This window comes from Tomitella fengzijianii (assembly GCF_007559025.1).
In the GTDB taxonomy this organism is placed as follows: Bacteria; Actinomycetota; Actinomycetes; order Mycobacteriales; family Mycobacteriaceae; genus Tomitella; species Tomitella fengzijianii.
In genome coordinates, this window is record NZ_CP041765.1 from 1,811,198 (window position 1) to 1,833,497 (window position 22,300).

Annotated in this window: 18 protein-coding genes, 1 tRNA gene and 1 pseudogene; 15 read left to right on the forward strand and 5 right to left on the reverse strand. The window is 70.7% G+C overall.

The genetic code is table 11. From position 1 onward, the window contains the following. The first annotated feature begins 25 nt into the window (after positions 1-25). The 3 genes from cmk to FO059_RS08225 all read left to right on the forward strand — a co-directional run bounded on the left by cmk (position 26) and on the right by FO059_RS08225 (position 2,387). Positions 26-694, forward strand: coding sequence for a (d)CMP kinase (gene cmk, locus FO059_RS08215; protein WP_143910574.1), 669 nt, complete (start codon positions 26-28; stop codon positions 692-694). A gap of 104 nt (positions 695-798) precedes the next feature. Then, entirely contained in the window at positions 799-2,202 is a 1,404-nt protein-coding gene (gene der / locus FO059_RS08220; protein WP_143910575.1) for a ribosome biogenesis GTPase Der, read from the forward strand. A 111-nt stretch (positions 2,203-2,313) separates the two neighbouring features. After that, positions 2,314-2,387 (forward strand) — tRNA-Pro (locus FO059_RS08225). Positions 2,388-2,564: 177 nt separating this feature from the next. Here the strand turns inward: FO059_RS08225 and FO059_RS08230 are convergent. Further along, positions 2,565-4,223: an ATP-binding cassette domain-containing protein gene (locus FO059_RS08230; RefSeq protein ID WP_143907874.1), complete on the reverse strand. Its 1,659-nt coding sequence runs from the start codon at positions 4,221-4,223 to the stop codon at positions 2,565-2,567. A gap of 457 nt (positions 4,224-4,680) precedes the next feature. Between FO059_RS08230 and FO059_RS08235 the strand changes: the two genes are divergently transcribed. The 12 genes and pseudogenes from FO059_RS08235 to gcvP all read left to right on the forward strand — a co-directional run bounded on the left by FO059_RS08235 (position 4,681) and on the right by gcvP (position 15,816). Further along, positions 4,681-5,340 carry an NUDIX hydrolase gene (locus tag FO059_RS08235; RefSeq protein WP_372497945.1) on the forward strand — a complete coding sequence of 220 codons (660 nt, stop codon included), beginning with the start codon at positions 4,681-4,683 and terminating at the stop codon, positions 5,338-5,340. 151 nt (positions 5,341-5,491) lie between these two features. Next, positions 5,492-6,835: an NADP-specific glutamate dehydrogenase gene (gdhA, locus tag FO059_RS08240; RefSeq protein WP_143907878.1), complete on the forward strand. Its 1,344-nt coding sequence runs from the start codon at positions 5,492-5,494 to the stop codon at positions 6,833-6,835. A gap of 44 nt (positions 6,836-6,879) precedes the next feature. Beyond that, the gene (locus tag FO059_RS08245; protein WP_143907880.1) at positions 6,880-7,515 is read left to right on the forward strand and encodes a CDP-alcohol phosphatidyltransferase family protein; all 636 of its coding nucleotides are present in this window, start codon (positions 6,880-6,882) and stop codon (positions 7,513-7,515) included. Between the two features lie 6 nt (positions 7,516-7,521). After that, complete coding sequence (locus FO059_RS08250; RefSeq protein WP_143907882.1) at positions 7,522-8,364, forward strand: DUF881 domain-containing protein; 843 nt, start codon at positions 7,522-7,524, stop codon at positions 8,362-8,364. Beyond that, positions 8,361-8,693 carry a small basic family protein gene (locus FO059_RS08255; RefSeq protein WP_143907884.1) on the forward strand — a complete coding sequence of 111 codons (333 nt, stop codon included), beginning with the start codon at positions 8,361-8,363 and terminating at the stop codon, positions 8,691-8,693. The genes FO059_RS08250 and FO059_RS08255 overlap by 4 nt, the downstream gene beginning before the upstream one ends. Before the next feature lie 61 nt (positions 8,694-8,754). Further along, complete coding sequence (locus FO059_RS08260) at positions 8,755-9,468, forward strand: DUF881 domain-containing protein (protein ID WP_143910576.1); 714 nt, start codon at positions 8,755-8,757, stop codon at positions 9,466-9,468. Positions 9,469-9,535: 67 nt separating this feature from the next. Next, positions 9,536-9,982, forward strand: a complete 447-nt coding sequence (gene gcvH, locus FO059_RS08265; RefSeq protein WP_143907886.1) for a glycine cleavage system protein GcvH — start codon at positions 9,536-9,538, stop codon at positions 9,980-9,982. 133 nt (positions 9,983-10,115) lie between these two features. Next, positions 10,116-10,598, forward strand: coding sequence for an oxoglutarate dehydrogenase inhibitor Odhl (gene odhI / locus FO059_RS08270; RefSeq protein WP_143907887.1), 483 nt, complete (start codon positions 10,116-10,118; stop codon positions 10,596-10,598). Positions 10,599-10,630: 32 nt separating this feature from the next. Beyond that, positions 10,631-11,323, forward strand: a complete 693-nt coding sequence (ftsR, locus tag FO059_RS08275; protein WP_143910577.1) for a transcriptional regulator FtsR — start codon at positions 10,631-10,633, stop codon at positions 11,321-11,323. 198 nt (positions 11,324-11,521) lie between these two features. Beyond that, a complete protein-coding gene (locus FO059_RS08280) occupies positions 11,522-12,010 on the forward strand; it encodes a bifunctional nuclease family protein (protein WP_143907889.1) in 489 nt (162 codons plus the stop codon). Between the two features lie 360 nt (positions 12,011-12,370). Further along, a pseudogene (locus FO059_RS08285) lies at positions 12,371-12,880 on the forward strand (MerR family transcriptional regulator); the annotation flags it as partial. A 23-nt stretch (positions 12,881-12,903) separates the two neighbouring features. Beyond that, complete coding sequence (gene gcvP, locus FO059_RS08290) at positions 12,904-15,816, forward strand: aminomethyl-transferring glycine dehydrogenase (RefSeq protein ID WP_143907891.1); 2,913 nt, start codon at positions 12,904-12,906, stop codon at positions 15,814-15,816. 65 nt (positions 15,817-15,881) lie between these two features. Here gcvP and FO059_RS08295 read toward each other — a convergent pair whose 3' ends face one another. The 4 genes from FO059_RS08295 to FO059_RS08310 all read right to left on the reverse strand — a co-directional run bounded on the left by FO059_RS08295 (position 15,882) and on the right by FO059_RS08310 (position 22,276). After that, positions 15,882-17,672 (reverse strand): substrate-binding domain-containing protein, encoded by a 1,791-nt coding sequence (locus FO059_RS08295; protein WP_143907893.1) that lies wholly within the window; start codon positions 17,670-17,672, stop codon positions 15,882-15,884. A 231-nt stretch (positions 17,673-17,903) separates the two neighbouring features. Then, positions 17,904-19,004 carry a hemolysin family protein gene (locus FO059_RS08300; RefSeq protein ID WP_143907895.1) on the reverse strand — a complete coding sequence of 367 codons (1,101 nt, stop codon included), beginning with the start codon at positions 19,002-19,004 and terminating at the stop codon, positions 17,904-17,906. Further along, the gene (locus FO059_RS08305; protein ID WP_143907897.1) at positions 19,001-20,446 is read right to left on the reverse strand and encodes a hemolysin family protein; all 1,446 of its coding nucleotides are present in this window, start codon (positions 20,444-20,446) and stop codon (positions 19,001-19,003) included. Before FO059_RS08305 ends, FO059_RS08300 begins: the two co-directional genes overlap by 4 nt. Positions 20,447-20,860: 414 nt before the next feature. After that, complete coding sequence (locus FO059_RS08310) at positions 20,861-22,276, reverse strand: GuaB1 family IMP dehydrogenase-related protein (protein ID WP_143910579.1); 1,416 nt, start codon at positions 22,274-22,276, stop codon at positions 20,861-20,863. Between the last annotated feature and the right edge of the window lie 24 nt (positions 22,277-22,300).

Consider the following 22,300-nt stretch of genomic DNA (forward strand, 5'->3'; position numbering starts at 1 on the left):
GCCGTCGGGTACGTCGCGGTTCACGATGGCGATCGACGGGCCGTCGGGCACCGGCAAGTCCAGTGTGTCCCGCCAGGTGGCGCACCGCATCGGCGCCGGGTACCTCGACACCGGGGCGATGTACCGGGTGGCGACGCTGCACGTGCTGCGCGGGGCGGTGGACATCGCCGACCCGGTGGCGGTCGCCGCCGCCGTGCGTGGGCTCCCGGTGTCGGTCGGCTCCGACGCCCTCGTCGAGGAGATCCTCCTGAGTGGCGAGGACGTCTCGGCGGAGATCCGCGGCGATGCCGTGACGGCGGCGGTCTCCGCCGTGTCGGCGGTGCCGGATGTGCGCACGGCCCTGGTGGAGGTCCAGCGCATCCTGGGTTCCGCGCGGGAACGGATGGTGGTCGAGGGGCGGGACATCGGCACCGTCGTGTTGCCCGGCGCCGACGTGAAGGTGTTCCTCACCGCGACGGCCGAGGCCCGCGCGCAGCGGCGCAACAGCCAGAACATGGCAGCCGGCGGCGCCGACGACTACGACGCGGTCCTGGAATCTGTCCGCCGGCGCGACCACCTGGACTCCACGCGCGCCGTCTCGCCGCTGCGGCCGGCCGAGGACGCGCGCGTGGTGGACACCAGCGACATGGGATTCGACGAAGTCGTGCAGCTCCTCACCGGGCTTGCGCGCGAGAGCATGGGAGCAGCCCTATGAGCGACGACGTGGGTCGCGGTGGCGGCGAGAGCGGCACAATCGGCGGCGGCGACATCTACGGGCAGGGCATCGACCGGCCCGGTTCCGTGGGCGTCGGGGTCGGCATGGACGGCATCTGGAGCGACGAGTCCGACTGGACGGCGCTCGACGCGGAGCTCGCCGAGGAAGTGTCGGAGGACGCCGTCCCGCAGCCGGTGCTGGCGATCGTGGGCCGGCCGAACGTGGGCAAGTCCACCTTGGTCAACCGGCTCATCGGCCGGCGTGAGGCCGTCGTGGAGGACGTGCCGGGCGTGACGCGAGACAGGGTCGCCTACAGCGCCGAGTGGTCCGGCCGCAGGTTCATGGTGCAGGACACCGGCGGGTGGGAGCCCGACGCGGTGGGCCTGCAGAAGTCCGTGGCGCGGCAGGCCGAGACGGCCATGGCCGAGGCGGACGCGATCCTGCTCGTGGTGGATGCGACCGTGGGCGCGACGGCCACCGACGAGGCGTTCGCCCGTATCCTGCGGCGCTCCAAGACGCCGGTGCTGTTGGTCGCGAACAAGGTGGACTCGAGCCGCGTCGAGGCGGACGCGGCGGCCCTGTGGTCGCTGGGCCTGGGGGAGCCGCACACGGTCAGCGCCATCCACGGCCGTCGAACGGGGGATCTGCTCGACCTGATCCTCGAAACGCTGCCGGAGACTCCGCGCGACACGGCGGCGCCGGTCGGCGGCCCGCGTCGCGTGGCACTCGTCGGCAAGCCGAACGTCGGCAAATCGAGCCTGCTCAACAAGCTCTCCGGCGGCGAGATCTCGGTGGTGCACGACGTCGCCGGCACCACGGTGGACCCGGTGGACACGCTGGTGGAACTGGGCGGCAGCGTCTGGCGGTTCGTCGACACGGCGGGCCTGCGGCGAAAGGTGCGGCAGGCCAGCGGCACCGAGTTCTACGCCTCGCTGCGCACCCGGTCCGCCATCGACGCGGCCGAACTCGCGATCCTGCTCATCGACGGCTCGCAGCCGATCACCGAGCAGGACCTGCGCGTGCTGTCGATGGTCGCGGACGCCGGCCGCGCCCTCGTCGTCGTCTACAACAAGTGGGACCTCGTGGATGAGGACCGCCGGTACGAGCTCGACCGCGAGATCGACCGCGAGATGCACCGGGTGCCGTGGGCGCAGCGGGTCAACATCTCCGCGCTCACCGGGCGGGCCGTGCAGAAGCTGGTGCCCGCCATGGAGACCGCGCTGGCGTCGTGGGATACGCGCGTGCCGACGGGCAGGCTCAACAACTGGCTCAAGGAGGTCGTCGCCGCCACGCCGCCGCCGATGCGCGGGGGCAGGCTGCCCCGGATCATGTTCGCCACCCAGGCGGGCACGCGGCCGCCGACGTTCGTGCTGTTCACCACGGGCTTCCTCGAGGCCGGATACCGGCGGTTCCTGGAGCGGCGGCTGCGCGAGGAGTTCGGCTTCGCGGGCAGCCCCGTGCGGATCTCCGTGCGCGTGCGGGAGAAGCGGGACCGGCGCAAGAAGTAGCGGCAGCACGGATCGGGAACACCGCAGGTCGGGGGCCGATTAGCAGGTTGGGCCCCGCCTGCGGTACTGTTCTTCCTGGTGCTGCGGGAGTGCTTGTTCCCCGCGGCGTCACGGGCTGTGGCGCAGCTTGGTAGCGCACTTGACTGGGGGTCAAGGGGTCGTGGGTTCGAATCCCGCCAGCCCGACGTAGAAGAGTGCCGGGACATCGCAGATGCGGTGTCCCGGCACCTTTCTGCTTTCAGACCCGGGCACGGGTAGATCCCGCCATTCCGAGTACTGGGTATGCGGATCCGCGCACGTGTTCCCCGGGGATCCTGTGCCGAGGGTTCTCGGAACGGCGGGCCACCGGCTAGGGCGCCCGCTCAGCCCATCGGCACCGGTGAGTTGCCTGCGACCGTCGCGGCGAGCCGGATCCTCGGCCACTCTGCGACGTCTCGCAGCAGCTGTCGATCGTGGGTGGCCAGGACGACCGCCGCCTCAGTGCCCCCGAGCGCCTCGGTGAGCTCGTCGACGAGAGTCATGGACAGGTGGTTGGTCGGCTCGTCCAGCAGGAGAATGTGCGGGCGCGCCGCGAGCACGAGAGCCAGATCGAGGCGGCGCTGCTGGCCTGTCGACAGTTCGCCTACCCGTTTGCCCGCCTCGCCCGGGCGTAGAAGGCCGAGCCGGTCGAGCCCCACTGCCTCCGACTGTGGCAGCGTGCCCGCCGAGACGAGACCGGCGACCTGGGCGGCGTAGACCTCGCTCGCCGGACGGTCCAAGGGAAGCGAGGTCTCCTGGTGCAGGATGCCCGTGCGGGTGCCGTGCGGCGCCCACGCCTTCCCGGTGTCGGGAGGCAGTGCGCCGCCGGCCACTGCCAGCAGCGTCGACTTCCCTGCCCCGTTCGGCCCCGTGACGAGGAGCCGGCCGCGGTGCGTCAGCTCGAACGAGACCGGCTCGGGCAGGCGTCCGGCGACGCTGACGTCGCCGACGTGCAGAAGAACTGCTCCGGTGCGCGTGGGGAGATCGGGGAACCGGAGGCCCAGTGGTGGTTCCGGCACGGTGACGGCGTGCGCTTCGAGCGCCTGCTGCCGCCGGTGCACGTTCTGGACAAGCCCGCCCGCACGGGTGGCCCGCCCGTGCTTGTCGGTGCCCTTCTCCGGCCGCCACCTTGAGACGAGCCGATTACGGGCGGCGCTGAGATCGTCGCGCAGACGGGCGTGCTCCGCCTGCTGTCGGCCGTATTCCTGTTCCCAGCGTTCACGTTCGGCCGAGCGCCCCTCGCGGTAGCCGGCGTAGCCACCTCCGTACATGCGTGGGATACCGTCCGATGTCGGGTCGAGGTCCACGACGACGTCCGCGACATCGTGGAGCAGGGCCCTGTCATGGCTGACGACCACGACGCCCCCGGGACGCAGCCGGATCCTTTCCGTGAGGAAGTCGAGCCCGCTGCGGTCGAGGTGATTCGTGGGCTCGTCGAGCAGGAGGAAGTCCGCGTCTGCGCCGAGGAGGCACGCTAGGCGGACCCGGTAGCGTTGCCCGACGGACAGGTCAGCCAACAGGGTGGCCGGGTCGAACACCGCGCCGAGCGCCCCAAGGGCGAACCGGACACGACGTTCGGCGTCCCACGCGTCGAGGGACTCTGCCGACTCCAGTGCCGCGGCGAAGAGCGTCTCGGCGCCGACTGCACCGGTGGCGAGAGCATGGGTGGCGGTGTCGAGTGCAGCGAGCGCGGCCACGGGTCGGGAGATCGCCTCCGCGACCGCGTCGCCCACCGTTCGGCCGTCCGCCGCTGACGTCTCCTGCTCAGCGAGCCCGACGGTGCCGACGCGGCGGACCGTTCCGGCATCGGGCGGCAGCGTGCCCGCCATCACGTGCAGCAGGGTTGTTTTTCCGCGGCCGTTCTCGCCCGCGATCGCCAACCGCGAGGACGCGCCGACGACGAGGTCGACGTGCTGGAGAACGGTCTGGGCACCACGTGTGACGGAGACGTCGGTGGCGGTGATCTGCGCACGGCGGCGCGCGGGATGGGTATGGGTGTGCATTCGATTCCTTGAAGACGACGCACCACGGCAGGCCGGTGGCGGCCGGGTGCGTGGGGTGACAGCAGCCCTGGATGGGGCGAAATTCGTGGCAGTCCGAAGGCTCGGAGATCTCTCGGCTACAAAGTGATCCCGGTGAGCGCGGAGGGCCGACGCAGCTGTCACAGGAAGTACAAATGCATACCGGCGACGATACACGGCGTAGACGAACGGAACGGACGTCGACCATGCCGTTTCGAGCGTCTGGTGCGCCGTCCGCGCGCGTGTCCCCCGGGGATCCTGTGCACAAGGCGCTCGGACGGTGGGAGGACGGGCCGGCCGGAAGCGGGGTTACGCTCGGATTATGGACACGCGCGACACCGGCCCGAGCGACACGGACCTGAGCGACCTGGACCTGAGCGACCTGGACCTGAGCGTCGCGGCCCCGGACGGCACGGGCGGTCACGAGTTCGTCCACGTGGTGCGGCCCGGGCATGCGCCAGGCGAGGCAGGTGCGGCCGCCCGATTCGGCCCCGGCTCCGTCACAGAGGACGACGTCCGGTGCGCGGTAGCCGCATTCACGCGTCAAGAAGGGGGCGGTGCCGGCGGGCACGCTGTCGGATCCGCCGTCGCGCTGGCGGTCTCGACGCGTGGCGGTGTGCCCGGGATCTGGTTGACGCGCCGCTCGCTCACGCTGCGCAAGCATCCCGGGCAGTTCGCGCTGCCCGGCGGCCGGATGGACCCGGGCGAGGACGGGCCGACGGCCGCGCGGCGCGAGCTCGCCGAGGAGCTCGGCGTGGAGTTGGCGGACGACGCGGTGCTGGGGATGCTCGACGACTACACCACCCGGTCCGGCTTCACCATGACCCCGGTGGTGCTGTGGGCGGGGGAGGACCGTGTCACCTGCCCCAGCCCGGACGAGGTGGCAGATGTGTTCTTCGTCCCCTTCGATGAGTTGGACATCGAACCGTTGTTCGATCGGATTCCGGAGTCTGATCGTCCGGTGATAAAGTTGCCGTGGCGTGGTGGGCATCTCCATGCACCCACCGCGGCCGTGATCTACCAGTTCCGCGAGGTCGTACTGCACGGTGAGCACACCCGTGTGGCGAATTTCGAGCAGCCGGTGTTCGCCTGGCGCTGACGGTCCACCCGGTGATCGCTCCACCATCGCCCGGCCTGCGGCGCTCGGCGCCGGTTACCGGCGGCGACCTCGTTCAGGATAGATTGATCGCTTGGTACTTTTCGGAGTCGTCCGAGTACAGATCGATAAGTGTGCTGAAAGAAGGTGACGTGTGACCGGTAATGGTCAGGTGAGCAGGATCTATGACGAGGTGGTCAAGAGGAACGCGGGCGAGCCGCTGTTCCACCAGGCCGTCGCGGAGGTCTTCGAATCGCTGTCGGTGGTGCTCGAGCGCTACCCGCATTACGCGGACGCGGGCCTCATCGAGCGGCTGTGCGAACCGGAGCGCCAGATCATCTTCCGCGTGCCGTGGCAGGACGACGAGGGCAACGTCCTCGTCAACCGCGGATTCCGCGTGCAGTACAACAGCGTCCTCGGGCCCTACAAGGGCGGCCTGCGCTTCCACCCCAGCGTCAACCTGGGCATGGTCAAGTTCCTCGGCTTCGAACAGATCTTCAAGAACTCGCTGACCGGGCTGCCCATCGGCGGCGGCAAGGGCGGCTCCGACTTCGACCCCAAGGGCCGCAGCAACTCGGAGATCATGCGCTTCTGCCAGTCGTTCATGACCGAGCTGCACCGGCATCTGGGCGAGTACACCGACGTCCCCGCAGGCGACATCGGCGTGGGCGGCCGCGAGATCGGCTACCTGTTCGGCCAGTACAAGCGGATGACCAACTCGTACGAGTCCGGCGTCCTCACCGGCAAGGGCCTCACGTGGGGCGGCTCGCAGGTGCGCAAGGAGGCCACCGGGTACGGCGCCACGTACTTCGTGGCCAACATGCTCGAGGCCAAGGGCACGGACCTCGCCGGCAAGAAGGTCGTCATCTCCGGCTCGGGCAATGTGGCCGTCTACGCCATCGAGAAGGTGCACCAGCTCGGCGGCACCGTGATCGCCAGCTCCGACTCCTCCGGCTACATCGTGGACGAGCAGGGCATCGATCTGGAGCAGCTCAAGGAGATCAAGGAGATCAAGCGCGGGCGCGTCAGCGAGTACGCGGAGCAGCGTTCCTCCGCACGTTTCGTCGAGGGCGGGTCCATCTGGGACGTCCCCTGCGACGTGGCGCTTCCGTGCGCCACGCAGAACGAGCTCAGCGGCGACGACGCAGCCACCCTGATCAAGAACGGAGTCCTCGCCGTCGCGGAGGGCGCCAACATGCCCACCACCCCGGAGGCCCTCAAGGCATTCCGGGAAGCCGGAGTGGCGTTCGCCCCCGGCAAGGCGGCGAACGCGGGCGGCGTGGCCACCTCGGCCCTCGAGATGCAGCAGAACGCCTCGCGCGATTCCTGGCATTTCGAGTACACCGACGAGCGGCTCGCGGCGATCATGGGCGACGTGCACGAGCGCTGCAGTGAGACCGCCCGCGAGTACGGCAAGCCCGGCGACTACGTGCTGGGCGCCAACATCTCCGGGTTCGTCAAGGTGGCCGACGCGATGTTCGCGCTCGGCGTCATCTGACCGGTACGCTGACACCGCCCGGAGGCGAGGCGGTGGGGGTGGACATGTCGACGACGCAGGAGGGTCAGAGGGCCGACAGCGGCCCTCTGACCGTCCCGAACCTCATCAGCGGGCTGCGCATTCTGGCGGTGCCGCTGTTCCTTTACCTGGTGCTGGGGCCGCAGGCCGACGGGTGGGCGCTGGCGGTGCTGCTGCTCAGCGGTGCGTCGGATTGGGTGGACGGCAAGCTTGCGCGGCTGCTGGACCAGTACAGCCGGCTCGGCGAGCTCCTGGACCCGGTGGCCGACCGCCTCTACATGGCGGCCGTGCCCATCGCTTTCGCGATCCGCGGCATCATCCCCTGGTGGGTGGTCGGGGTGCTGATCGCCCGCGAGCTCGTGCTGGCGGCCACGCTCCCGCTCTATCGCAGCCGCGGGCTCGGCCCCCCGGAGGTGCACTACCTGGGCAAGGCCGCCACGTTCACCCTGATGATCGCGCTGCCGGTGCTCCTGGCCGGTTTCGGCGACTCGGCCGTGGCGACGACGCTGCACCCGTGGGGCTGGGCGTTGCTCATCTGGGGAGTGGGACTGTACGTGTGGACCGGGCTGATGTATGCAGCGCAGGCGCTGATGACAGCGCGCGCGCTTCCGCGGGTGCGCACGTCGGCCGTACTCCCGCCGGCGGCCCGCGGGGCGGATTGACCGCCGATGACCCTGCACCGCAACCCGGAGCCGTCGCTGCTGCGTTCACTGCTGCACGACCACCTGGATCCCGGCTACACGGAATCGGCCGCCGCGGGGCGCAACCATAGGCGTGCCGGTGCGATCTGGCTGGCGGGCGGCTGCCTCGTCATGGGACTCGTGCTGGGGACCGCCGCCGCCCAGCAGCTCGATGACGGCCGTGACGCGCCGTCCGACGGTCAGGCGGCGATCGTGGGCCAGGTGCGGGAGCAGCAGGACTCGGTGGACCGGCTTGTCCGGGAACGCGATGCGGCGGCGGACAGCGCCGATGCGGAGCGGCAGCGGGTGCTGGCCGGAGACGCGGCCGGCGGCCACGTGCTGGACGGTCTTGCACGCCTGCGGACCGCCTCGGCGTCCACCGCGGTGCACGGCCCCGGGATCGCGGTGCGCATCACCGAACCGGAGGGCGGCGGCGACCTCAGCGACTCCGAGCGACCGCAGCCGCGGAGCGGTCAGGCGGTGTTCGACAGGGATCTGCGTGCCATCGTCAACGCACTGTGGGCGGGGGGCGCGGAGGCCGTCGGCATCAACGGCGTGCGTATCGGGCCGGATACTGCGATCCGGCAGGCCGGGGGTGCGATCCTGGTCGACAACCAACCGGTGGTCTCGCCGTACGAGATCGACGCGATCGGAGACCAGAACGCGCTCAGCGTGGATTTCGTGGACTCGGCCGCCTATCTGCGGATGCAGTCGCTGACCCAGCTCTACGGGGTGGAGGTCGCGTTCGAATCGCGTTCCGATCTGCGCCTGCCGCGCGCTCCCGCAGCAGAACTACGGTATGTACGAGGCGTTGAGGAAGGACCCCGATGATCGGTTTCATCGCGCTGGTCGTGGGCATTGTTCTGGGCATCGTGTTCAGCCCGCAGGTGCCCGAAGCGCTGCAGCCCTATCTTCCCATCGCCATCGTCGCCGCGATGGACGCCGTGTTCGGCGGGTTGCGGGCCTACCTGGACCGGATCTTCGATCCCAAGGTGTTCGTCGTCTCGTTCGTCTTCAACGTGGTGGTGGCGGCGCTGCTGGTGCTGCTGGGCGACCACCTCGGGGTCGGCACGCAATTGTCGACGGCGGTGATCGTTGTGCTGGGCATCCGGATCTTCGGAAACGCGGCGGCTCTGCGCAGGAGGCTTTTCGGTGCCTGAGGAACCCGAACGGCCGGACGGCCCCGAGGGGCCCGCCGGAAAGCCGCGGCGGCGCTTCGGGATGCTCGCGTGGCCGGGGCGGTCGTCCCGGGTGTCCGCCGTTCTCGTCGCGTTGCTGTGCATGTTGCTGGGCGTGGCCATCGCGACCCAGGTGCGTGACACCGGCTCGGGCGACTGGCTCGACTCTGCGCGCCCGGCCGACCTGCTCGTGGTGCTGGACAACCTGCATGGGAAGGAGGCGGCCCTGCGGCAGGAGATCTCCGGGCTCGAGCAGTCGCTGCAGTCGATGCAGTCCGCGGGCTCGGACTCCCGTGAGGCCCTGGCGCAGTCCCGGCAACAGCTTGCCGCCCTGCAGGTGCTCGTGGGTGTCGCGCCGGCGGAGGGGCCGGGTGTGGTCGTCGAGGTGACGGATCCGCGGGGCGGTGTCGACCCGTCGGTGCTGCTGGATCTGCTGCAGGAGCTGCGTGCCGCGGGAGCCGAGGTGATCGCATTCTCCGGCGCGGGCGACGGAGACGACGTGCGGGTCGGCGTCGATACGGCGGTGACCGGCACCGCCGGGGCCGTCGTGGTGGACGGCGTGCCGCTGAGGGCCCCGTACACCGTGAAGGCCATCGGGGACGGCCCGACCATGGCGGCGGCGCTGAACATCCCGGGCGGCGTGCAGGACACCGTTCGGCGGGCGTCGGGGGACGTCACGGTGACCACCGAGGACCTCGTACGGATCACCGCCGTCAGGAAGCCCGAAGCGCCGCAGAATGCGCAGCCCGGCGATTAGGGTCGTGATGACCGGGGTCCGGGTTTCGCCCGGACCCGATGCGGGGTGGAGCGGAAGGGGCAGGCGCATGGTTTCGGGCGATGGCGGCGGCGCATCCGGCGACGGCGGCGGTGCGGACGGTCAGGATGAATCCGCCCTGCGCTACACGACCGACCATGAGTGGGTGCGCCCGCTGGGGGAGGATCTCGTCCGGGTGGGGATCACCGGTTACGCGTCCCGGCAGCTCGGCGATGTCGTGTTCGCGGACCTCCCCGCGGAGGGAGCCGAGGTCATCGGAGGCCGGGCGATGGCCGAGGTGGAGTCCACCAAGAGCGTCTCCGAGGTGTTCGCCCCGGTGTCCGGCCGGATAGCAGCGGCGAACGACGCCTTGGAGTCGGAACCGGAGCGCGTCAACGCCGACCCGTACGGCGAAGGCTGGCTCGTCGAGATCCGTGTGGCCGATTCGGCGGCGCTCCGCACGGCCCTGGCGGGCATGATGGAAGTCGATGCCTACGAGGCGTCGACGCGGATGTGAGCGTGACTGTTTCGTTTCGCCTGCGACGCATCGGTCCGCGCGGCCACGATGTACCGTCGACACAGACGAGACCGATCGTGCGAGAGCGACTGCCGAGCAGGTGCGAGGTCCGGAGACGGACGAAGGAGATGCGGTGAGCGAGAACGACAAGAACGCGGCCTACGAGGCACCGGCCGAGACCACTTCGGTGTTCCGTTCGGACTTCCTCAGCGAGGTCGACGGGTCGGGGCAGGCCGCGGAGGCGCCGGTCAGCGGCGTAGAGGGCTTGCCGCTGGGCGCGGCCCTGCTGGTGGTGAAGCGGGGCCCCAACGCCGGCTCGCGGTTTCTGCTGGACCAGGACGCCACCTCGGCCGGCCGGCATCCGTCGAGCGACATCTTCCTCGACGACGTCACGGTGAGCCGCCGGCATGCGGAGTTCCGCAAGCACGGCGACGGCTACCAGGTGGTCGACGTGGGCAGCCTCAACGGCACCTACGTCAACCGCGAACCGGTGGACAGCGCCGCCCTGGCCAACGGCGATGAGGTGCAGATCGGCAAGTTCCGCCTGGTGTACCTGACCGGGCCGCGGGGAGGCGGCGCGCAGGCCGAGGGTGCTGCCGGCGCGGAGGGCCGGTGACGGCAGCCGGCCGATCCACGGCACCCTCCGGGATGTCGATCGGGGCGGTGCTCGAGCAGCTGCGCGGCGATTTCCCCGATGTGACGATCTCGAAGATCCGGTTCCTCGAGGCGGAGGGGCTGGTCACCCCGGCGCGGACCGCGTCGGGGTACCGCCGCTTCTCGGTGGCGGACTGTGAGCGGCTGCGGTTCGTGCTGACCGCCCAGCGTGACCACTACCTGCCGCTCAAGGTGATCAAGGAGCAGCTGGAGAGCATTGACGAGGGCGGTTCCGCGGTATCGACGCTGCACCCGCCGCGGGCGCTGTCCATCGCGCCCGGGTTGGTGTCGCCGGAGGCCTTCCGGTCTGGACGGGAGGTCCGGGTGACGCGTGCGGACCTGTGCGAACGGGTCGGCGTGGAGGACGCCTTCGTCACGCAACTGATCCGGGCGGGCCTCATCGTCCCGGGCTCGTCCGGGTTCTTCGACGAGGATGCGATCACCGTCGCCACCACGGTGCGTGACATGGCCGGTTTCGGCCTCGAGGTGCGGCACCTGCGCGCGTTCAAGGCCGCGGCGGACCGTGAGGCCGGGCTGGTGGCGCAGATCGCCTCGCCGGTGGCCCGCGGGCGCGATGCCGGCGCGCGAGACCGGGCGGAGGAGATCGTTCGCGAGCTCGCAGCGCTGTCGGTGACGCTGCACAGCTGCCTGGTGAAGGGCGCAGTTCGCGACAGCCTGGACGGCTGACGACCGGACCGTCGCGGGTGCTGCTGATCGGCGTCCGTGTGGCCTAGACTTCAACTGCGGGAGCCGATCGCGGTATGCCCCCGTAGACGGCGGTCAGCCGATGGTCGCGGGCGCAGGCGGTTTCAGTGGCGCCGACGTCGCGGATTGCAGACCGCTGTGGCCCCGGACCGGTTTCGAGCAGCGTGAAAGGCGGGCACAATGAGCGAAATGCAGCTGGTGGGCATTCGTGTGGAACAGCCCCAGAACCAGCCGGTGCTCCTGCTGCGTGAATCGGACGGAGAGCGGTTCCTGCCCATCTGGATCGGGCAGAACGAGGCGGCGGCGATCGCGCTGGAGCAGCAGGGCATCGCGCCCGCGCGTCCGCTCACCCACGACCTGATCAAGGACATCGTCGACGCGCTCGGCCGGACGCTGCTCGAGGTGCGGATCGTGGACCTGCGGGAGGGGACCTTCTACGCCGATCTCGTATTCGACGGCGACGTCACGGTGTCGGCGCGGCCGTCGGACGCCGTGGCGCTGGCGATCCGGGTGGACGTGCCGATCCTTTCGGACGAGTCGGTCCTGGAGGAGGCGGGTCTGGTGATTCCGGACGAGCGTGAGGACGAGGTGGAGAAGTTCAAGGAGTTCCTGGACTCCGTGTCCCCGGAGGATTTCAACCCCGGCGAGGCGGGCGGCTCCGAGGGGTGAGCCGACGGATCGAGCGTGCAAAAGTCACGATTCGGCCACAAGCTCAATCTCAAGTTGAGGTTTAGGGTGTGTCGCGTTGAATCGGCGCCGGGATCCCCATAGCGTTCTGTACGTCGAACCACAGCGAAGTGGTTCGGTTCAGGCGTAGGCTGTACGCGCCTGAGGTATCGGCGCGAGTGCGTTGCCGCGGGCGGTGGCGAGAGGGAGTGTCCAGTGGGCCAGAATCCTGAGAACCCTGCAGATCAGAACCTCCATCGGGGCCTCCTCGATGAGGACGGCGTCATGCAGGATGCCGCTTCGCAGGACAAGCCGCCGATGGGCGCGGCTCGGGACTCCGCATCGCCTCTGCCTCAGCCCGAGGTCGCGGACGAGCTGGTGGGGTACCGCGGCCCGACCGCGTGCCAGATCGCCGGCATCACCTACCGGCAACTCGACTACTGGGCGCGCACCTCGCTCGTCGTCCCGTCGATCCGCAGCGCTGCCGGATCCGGCAGCCAGCGGCTGTATTCGTTCAAGGACATCCTCGTCCTCAAGATCGTCAAGCGGCTCCTCGACACCGGGATTTCGCTGCAGAACATCCGCGTCGCCGTCGACCACCTGCGTGGCCGCGGCGTCGACGACCTCGCCGAGATCACGCTGTTCTCGGACGGCGTGTCGGTGTACGAGTGCACCTCCGCTGAGGAGGTCGTGGATCTGCTCCAGGGAGGGCAGGGCGTGTTCGGCATCGCGGTGAGCGGCGCGATGAAGGAGCTGTCGGGTTCCATCGCTGATTTCCCGGCGGAGACGGCGATCGACGGGCACGCGATCGACACCCCGGAGGACGAACTGGCAGGGCGCCGGAAGGCCCGGGCAAAACGGCGCATCGGCTGACCGGCCCGCCCTACGATGCGGGTATGGAGCATGGGGACACAGGGCAGGGCGTGACCGCCGCCGCGGCAGCGGACCCATCGGACTTCGCCCGGCGCCATATCGGAGCCGACGCGGTGGAGACGGAGTACATGCTCACCCGCATCGGCTGCGGTGATGCGGTGGCGCTGATCGCGCAGGCGTTGCCGCATTCCGTGCGGGAATCTTCGGCGGATGCGGGCTCGGACCTTCTGCCCGCCGCCTGCGACGAGAGCGCGATGCTCGGCGAGCTGCGGGAGATCGCCGAGCAGAACACCGCGCACACGTCGATGATCGGGCTCGGCTACTACGGCACCGTCACGCCGGCCGTGCTGCGACGCGGGATTCTCGAGAATCCCGCGTGGTACACCGCCTACACCCCCTATCAGCCCGAGATCAGCCAGGGCCGGCTCGAGGCCTTGCTGAACTTCCAGACGATGGTGGCCGAGCTGACCGGCTTGGACATCGCCGGCGCCTCCATGCTCGACGAGGCGACGGCGGCCGCCGAGGCGATGACGTTGATGGTGCGGGCGCGCCGCGGCGGCCCCGGCACGGTGATCGTCGTCGACACCGACGTGTTCCCGCAGACGGCCGCGGTGCTGGCCACCCGCGCCGCGCCGCTGGGCATCGAGATCGTCCGTGCGGACCTGCGCGGCGACGGCGTCCCGGACTGCGATCCGGCAGGCGTCATCCTGCAGACCCCCGGCGCGTCGGGTGTGCTCACGGACCTGCGGCCGCTCGTCGACGAGGCGCACGAGCGTGGAGCGCTGGTGGCGGTGGGGGCGGATCTGCTGGCGATGACGCTGGTGCGCCCGCCGGGCGAGGACGGTGCGGACGTGTGCTTCGGAAGCACGCAGCGCTTCGGCGTGCCGATGGGCTTCGGCGGCCCGCACGCCGGCTACATCGCCGTGGGCGAGGAGCATGTGCGCCGCCTGCCAGGCCGGCTGGTGGGCGTCTCGCACGACGCGGACGGGACGCCCGCGTACCGGCTGGCGCTGCAGACGCGTGAGCAGCACATCCGCCGCGAGAAGGCCACCAGCAACATCTGCTCGGCGCAGGTGCTGCCTGCGGTGCTGGCGTCGATGTATGCGTGCTACCACGGGGCCGAAGGCCTCATCGCGATCGCGCGGCGGATCGCGGCACGCGCAGAGGTCCTCTCAACGGTGTTGGGCATGATCGATGTGGAGGTGGTGCACCGACGGTTCTTCGACACGGTGCTCGCCCGTGTGCCGGGTGCTGCGGCCCGCGTGGTCGAGCGGGCGCGGGACGCGGCGGGCCTCAACCTGCGCCTGGTCGACGCCGACCACGTGGCCGTGAGCTGCGACGAGACCACCACCGATGCGCAGGTGAACGCGGTGATCGACTCTTTCGCCGGCGAAGAGGTGCCCTGGTACTGCCCGCTCAGCGACTATCGGGTCGCGGGGGTGCCGCCGCGCACCACGCCGTTCTTGCAGCACGAGGCGTTCACCCGGTACCGCAGCGAGACCGCGATGATGCGGTACCTGCGGCAGCTGGCGGACAAGGACATCGCACTGGACCGGAGCATGATTCCGCTGGGGTCGTGCACGATGAAGCTCAACGCCGCCGCGGAGATGGAGCCGATCACCTGGCCGCATTTCGCGGGCACGCACCCGTTCGCCCCGCAGGACCAGGCCCGCGGCACCCTGCGGGTGATCGCCGATATGGAGCGGTGGCTGGCCGCGATCACGGGATACGCCGCGGTGAGCGTGCAGCCCAACGCCGGGAGCCAGGGAGAGCTGGCGGGACTGCTCGCGATCGCCGCCTACCACCGTGACAACGGGCAGACGCAGAGGACGGTGTGCCTCATCCCGTCCAGCGCGCACGGCACCAATGCGGCGTCGGCGGTGCTCGCCGGGCTCCGCGTGATCGTGGTGGCCTGCGACGAGGCCGGCAACATCGAGCTGGCAGATCTGAAGGGCCTGCTCGCCGAACACGACGGCACCGTGGCCGCGCTGATGCTCACCTATCCGTCCACGCACGGCGTCTACGAGGAATCGGTGGGCGAGGTGTGCGCCGCCGTGCACGACGCCGGCGGGCAGGTGTACATCGACGGGGCCAACCTCAACGCGCTGGTGGGCCTGGCGCGGCCGGGCCGGTTCGGCGGCGACGTCAGCCACGTCAACCTGCACAAGACGTTCTGCATCCCGCACGGCGGCGGTGGTCCGGGGGTGGGGCCGATCGGTGTGCGTGACCATCTGGTCCGATACCTGCCAGGCCATCCGATGGCGCCGCGGGCGCCGGGGCTGCGCGGCGGCCCGCCGGTGTCCGCCGCGCCGTACGGGTCCGCGTCGATCCTGCCGATCAGCTGGGCGTACATCCGGATGCTCGGCGCGGACGGCCTGCGGCAGGCGACGGTGGCGGCGGTGGTCGCCGCCAACTATGTGGCCGCGCGGCTCGGGGAACACTATCCGGTGCTGTACACGGGGGCGGGAGGACTGGTCGCGCACGAGTGCGTGCTGGACCTGCGCGCCATCACCCGCGAGACGGGCGTGACCGTCGAGGACGTGGCCAAGCGGCTCGCCGACTATGGACTGCACGCGCCCACCATGAGTTTTCCGGTGGCCGGCACGCTCATGGTGGAGCCGACCGAGAGCGAGAATCTCGAGGCGCTCGACGAATTCTGCGACGCCATGATCGCGATCCGGCGGGAGGTGGACCGGGTGTCGTCGGGGGAGTGGCCGGCCGACGACAATCCGCTGCGCGGCGCCCCGCACACCGCGGAATGCCTGGTCCACGAGTGGACGCACCCGTATTCGCGTGCGGAAGCGGTGTACCCGTGGGGGACGGAGGCCCGGCGGCCCAAGATCTGGCCCGCGGTCCGTCGCATCGACTCCGCCTACGGCGACCGCCATCTCACCTGTTCATGCCCGCCTGTCGAGGACCTGGCGGAGACGCGCTGAGGGGCATGATCGGACGGCGCCCGTTCGCTCCGGCTCGGTCCTCCCCGCGTCGGGGCGGGCGGGTGTCAGCGCAACAACGCGTCGACTGCCCCGCCCAGGCCTGGATCCGCCGATGACGGGACTTCAGTGACGGTTCCGCCGGTGGCCGTCGCGACGGACCGCAGCGAGTCGACGTCATCGTTGGGGCCTATGACGATGATGTCGATGCGCACCGGCCGCGCCGGGTCGGCGGCCTGGCCGATGGCGTCGAGCAGCGCCTGCGTGCTCTTGAAAGACTGGTCGTCGTTGGGCCCGTCGGTGATGAGCAGCACCGAGTTGACGGCGCCGTCGACGTACCCTTGCACGGCCGACGAGTACGCCGCCTGCAGTGAACGGTAGGTGTGCGTCGCGGCACGCGGTCGCGCCGCGTCGAGCCCGGTGACGAGCGACTGACGCCGTTGTGTGCCGTCGACCTGGTCGCTCAGCTTCCCGGTCGGCACGATCACCCGGTATGGGCCGGAATCGCTGAGACCCGAACTATAGGTCCACAGACCCACACTGTCGGAGTCCGGCAGTCCGCCGAGGCGGTCAGCCAAGGCCCGGGTGACGTTGGAGAGACGGGTCCCCGCGCCCTCGTTCGCCCCCATGGACCCGGATACGTCCAAGAGGACGGTCGTCGCTCCGCCCGACGACGCCGCGGGCGTGGCGGGGGCGGCAGGAGCGCCTATCGCGGCGCCGAGCGCGGCCAGGGCGTCGTCGGCCGGGCCGGGGAGCACCTGCGCGGGCGGGGCACCGGTAAGAACGCCGTTCGTGTCGGCGGGGGACGCGGCGTCCGGGGCGCCGGTGACGAGGAAACCGCTCTGGACGAACCGCGACGCCTGTTCGGGCCGGGCGAGGTAGTTCAGGAAGTCCGACGCCGCCGCCGACAGCGCCTGGGCGTCGACGGCCCGGTCGCCATCCCGCGTGGGTGCGGCCGATCCGCCGGCGGGGCGCAGGAGCACCGCCGGATAGTCGACGACGGGGGTGGGACCGGCGGGGCGGACGGCGCTGAGCGGAGCGGCGCCGGAGTCCGTGTTGAACCGGTAGAGCTCTTCTGCGGTGGTGGGTACCGCCCGGACGCCCTCCGGCGCGGTCGACTGCTGCAGGGCTGTGAGCACATCCCCGGGCTCGGCTGCGCGGTCTCCCGGGGCGCCGCCGACGAGTGCCGCGGTGGCCGCCTGCCCCCGCGGGCCGTCGACGGTCTTCCCCGTGAGGGCGGTTCCGGTCGGATCGGGGCCCGCGTCGGCGATCGCCGCTGCGAGGGTGAGGCCGGTGGGGGCCGCGTCGCCGCCGGCCGGCATGGCGAGGCCGAGCGTGCCCGCGGACTGGCGGGCGGGCAGCGCGTTCCACGCGAGGTCCTGCAACGTCGCCGCGGCCGATTGCGGTGCCGCAAGGACGACCGGGGACGCGGCCAGCGACACTGGATTGCCGTCGATGCGTTCGGGGGAGGCGGAGCGCAACGCGGCCACGTCCGCGGCGGACTGCGGCACCCACAGTGCCGGGCCGCCGTCCGGCGCGGCGATCTCCTGGAGCGCCGTCGATCCGTCGGCCGGGTGCACTCGGACTGTCACGCAATGGTCGCGTACCACCGGGTGCACGTCGGAGTAGGACTCCGCGAGGGAGGTGAGCACCGGGGCGATCGACGGGGCGGCCGCCACGGGGACCGTGACGTCGCCGTTCACGCACGAGGCGGCGGCCCGATCGTCTGCGTCGCCGGCATGGTCGCGCAGCGCCAGCCATCCGATGACGACGGCGATGACGACGAAGACCGCGGCCACGGTGAGGATCAGTCCGCGGCTCACACGGCGGTTGCCGGAAGCGCTGCGATGTCGAGCCACGTCACTCCTGATAGTTGCGTGTTCTCCCGCAAGGTCTCCCCGCCGGGACTCCCCGTACGGCCGAGTCTAAGGCGCGGGTTGCGCCCGGGTGTGGCGGCGCACCGGCTGGCGTGGCGGAAGTGGCGGATCGCACCGTCCGCGGTCGACGGGCCGGCGCACGACCGGCCGGAACCGCGGCGGGGGCCGGTCCGGGACATCCCGGCACCCGGCCCCCGCCGCGGAACGGTGCTGCTACGCCGGATTCTCCGGCAGCGGCGGCTCGTAACGGTGGGTCGCATCGCGGACGGTGCCCACGAATTCCTCGGCGAGGTCCTCCATCGCGACGATTCCCACGAGCCGTGCCGGTCCCGCATCGCCTGCCAGTCGCGTGACCGCGCCCAGGTGGCTGTGCGTGCGCCGCAGCAGGGTGAGCGCCTGATCCAGCGGCAGGTCGTGCGGCACCCGCGGGAGCGGGCGCACCTCGGAGACCGGGATATGCGTGGACGCCGTGGTCGTCGGATCCAGCATCAGTTCAAGAATGTCCTTGACATGCAGGTATCCGGCGAACCTGCCGCCCTCCGCCCGCACCGGGTAGCGCGAGAACCCGGTCGCGGTGACCGCGTCCTCCACCGACCCGAGCGTGGGCCCGCCCGGCGCCATCGGCACCGTGCGCACCTGTGCGGCCGGGATCATCACCTGGCCGACCGTCTTGTCGATGGTCGTCAGCGCGCGGGTCAACCGGCGGTGCTCCTCGGCGTCGAGGAGCCCCTCCAGGCGGGACTCGCCGATGATCTCCGAGAGCTCCATCATCGAGACGGTCGCGTCGAGCTCGTCCTTGGGGTGGACGCCGACCATGCGCAGCACAAGGTTGGCCGCCAGGTTGTAGAACCTGATCAGCGGGCTCATCGCTTTCATGAACACAAGGTGCGTGGGCACGAGGATCATCGCCATGCGCTCGGGCCCGGCGATGGCGATGTTCTTCGGGACCATCTCGCCGAACAGGATGTGCAGGAACGCGACGATGAGCAGAGCGATCACGAAGGCGATCGGGTGCTGGATGTCCGCCGGAATGCCCATCGAGTCCATCGGACGTTCGAGTATGTGCGCGATGGCGGGCTCCGCGATCCGGCCGAGCAGGATCGAGCAGATCGTGATGCCCAGCTGCGCGCCCGCCAGCATCATCGACAGGTGCTCGCTCGCATGGATGACGGTCTTCGCGCGCCGGCGCCCCTGCGAGGCCAGGGACTCGAGCCGGTCACGGCGTGCCGAGATGATGGAGAACTCGGCGCCGACGAAGAAGGCGTTTCCGGCGAGCAGCACGACCATCAACAGGAGGGACCACAGATCGGTCATTGGGCGCTCCTCCCGCGGCGTGCACTCGTATCCCCGACGGCGTCGGGGCCGGTATCGGCCGTGCCGTCGGACTCGTCGGCCGGCAGCTCGGTGCTCAGCGCCACCCGGTCGATGCGACGCCCGTCCATGCGGACCACGCGCGCGCGCCACACTTCGTGGTGCGCGCCGATCTGGTCGCCCAGCGTCTGCTGTTCATCGTCGAGGGTGGCGGCGATGGGAACGGTGATCTCCTCGCCCTCGGCCGGGATGTGGCCGAACTCGGTGAGCAACAGCCCGGCGAGCGTCTCGAAGTCGCCTTCCGGCAGGGGCAGCCCGATGGCCGCGGACACCTCGTCGATGCGCAGCAACCCGGAACAGAGCCAACCGTCCGCGGTGGGCTGCACGTCCGCGAGGGTCACGTCGTGCTCGTCGCGGACGTCGCCCAGGATCTCCTCGACGAGGTCCTCCATCGAGATCATGCCGGCGGTGCCGCCGTACTCGTCCACCACCAACGCGACCTGCATGCCGTGCGCGCGGACGCGTTCCATGACCGCGTCCCCGTCGAGGCTGGCGGGCACGCTGGGCACGCTGCGGGCGATATCGCCCACGTGCGTGTCGGCGCGCGCCTCGGCCGTCAAGCCGAAGGCCTGCTTGATGTGGACGACGCCGATGGTGGTGTCCAGGTCGCCGTCCGTCACGGGGAAGCGGGAGTAGCCCGACTGCGCGGCGAGCTCCACGAGATCGGTGACGGTGTCGTGGCGGTCGAGCGACTCGATCCGCACGCGCGGCGTCATGAGTTCATCCGCGGTGCGTTCGCCGAAGTTCAGGGACCTGTCCACGAGCAGAGCAGTACCCGGGGTGAGGGCGCCCTGCTTGGCGGAGTTGCGCACCAGTGAACCGAGTTCGTCGTGCGACCGGGCGGAGCGGAGCTCGTCGGCGGGTTCGATGCCCAACCGGCGCACTATGGCGTTCGCCGAGCCGTTGAGTGCGTTCAGCGCCCACTTTCCGGCCAACGCGAAGCCCGCCTGCAGTGGCGCGGCGGCACGGGCGACCGCCATCGGATGCGCGATCGCGAGGTTCTTCGGCACCAGCTCGCCGAGGATCATCGACAGGGACGTGGCGATGAGCAGTGCGAGCGCGAGGGCGATCCAATCGGCCGTCGAATCGGACAGGCCGGCGGATACGAGTGGGCCGTGGAACAGCGACGAGAACACGGGCTCCGCGATGAAGCCGGTGAGCAGCGTGGTGATGGTGATGCCCAGCTGCGCCCCGGACAACTGGAACGACAGTGTGCGGTGGGCGTGCTGGACGATCCGCGCGCGACGGTCGCCGTCGCGGGCATGGGAATCGACGGTGCTCTTCTCGAGCGCCGTCAAGGAGAACTCGGCGGCGACGAACACGGCGGTGCCGATCGTCAGCGCGAAGAAGCCGACGAGGCTGAGGATGGTGATCGCGATGTTCATCAGGTGAGCCGCCCCGGCATCTCACCTGCGACGAGCCGACGCCATTGCGCTGCGCGACGTGTCGCGGTGGCGATGGTGCGGTCCTGCAGGTGATGGTGGCGCCGAGGCGGCCACGGAGACGGAGGATGCTCGTAGGGTCTGTGTGGGGGTGCCGTGGGCACCGGTACCTCGCCTTCGGTAGGGGACCGCGGCCCTCTGTACGGGCGCGGACGGTTCCGTGATGGGGTGCCGCCTGCAACGATGCTTCCCGGCAGAAACGCTGCCCGGCAGAAACGCTGCCCGGCAGAAATGCTGCAGGACGACGGTCGGCACGACGCCGGGCCGGTGACCGACCCGCGCCGTCGTCTGCAGTTTACCGGGCGGGCGTGGGCCGCGTGGTGAGGGTCGCCACCGGTATGGCGCGTCGCGCGTCCGTCACCATCCCGAGGCGAGTGGACGGCCCTCGGCGAACCCGGCAGCCGATTGGATGCCGAGCACGGCCTTGTCGTGCAGCTCGGCCGGCGATCGTGCACCGGAGTAGGTGCACGTACTGCGCACTCCCGCACAGATGTGGTCGACGACGTCCTCCACGCCGGGCCGCTGCGGGTCCAGGCGCATCCGCGAGGTGGAGATGCCCTCCTCGAACTGCGCCTTGAGCGCGCGGTCGAACGCGTCGCGGCTGCGCGTGCGCGCCTCCACCGCGCGCTTGGAAGCCATGCCGAAGCTCTCCTTGTAGGGGGTGCCGTCGGCCTCGTAGCGCAGGTCGCCGGGCGACTCGTGGGTGCCCGCGAACCACGATCCGATCATCACGTTCGATGCGCCTGCGGCCAGCGCCAGCGCCACGTCCCGGGGATGGCGGATTCCGCCGTCCGCCCACACGTGGCCCCCTGCCTCGCGCGCCGCGGCGGCGCATTCGAACACCGCGGAGAACTGTGGCCTGCCCACTCCGGTCATCATGCGTGTCGTGCACATCGCCCCAGGACCGACGCCGACCTTGACGATGTCGGCACCCGCCTCGAGCAGGTCGCGGGTGGCGTCGGCGGTCACCACGTTGCCGGCCACGATGGGCACGCCCGGGCCGGCGGCGCGGACGGCGCGGACGGCGTCGATCATCTTCTCCTGGTGGCCGTGGGCGGTGTCCACGACGAGGACGTCGACCTCCGCGTCGGCAAGCGCGCGCGCAGTGGCGCCCACGTCGCCGTTGATGCCGATGGCCGCTGCGACGCGGAGGCGCCCGCGGCCGTCGAGGGCCGGGGCGTACAGCTCCGAGCGCACCGCCCCGGCGCGGGTCAGCACGCCCGTGAGCAGTCCATCGCCGTCGACCAGCACGGCGAGCTCATCGCGGGTTGCCGTCAGCGAGTCGAACACCTCCCGCGGCGGCGCTCCGGCGGGTGCGGTGACGAAGTCCGTGGACGCCACGGCGCCCACCCGGCTGAACCTGTCGACGTCGGCGCAGTCGGCTGCGGTGACGACGCCGACCGGCCGGCCGTTCTCGACCACGACGGCTGCGCCGTGGGAGCGCTTGGGGATCAGGACGACCGCGTCGGCGACGGAGTCGTCCGGTGCCAGGGTCACGGGTGTCTCGTGGACGGCATGGCGGGACTTGACGTCCCGGACGGTGGCGCGCAGCGCGTCCAACGGCAGGTCCTGGGGGAGGACTGCGAGCCCGCCGCGGCGGGCGAGCGTCTCCGCCATCCGCCGGCCGGACACGGCCGTCATGTTCGCGGCGACCAACGGGATCGTCGTGCCGGACCCGTCTCCGGTGGCGAGGTCCACGTCGAAGCGCGACGTCACGGCGGAACGCGCGGGGACCAGGAACACGTCGTCGTAGGTGAGTTCATACGGCGGCATTACGTGGGGCAGGCGCACGCCGCT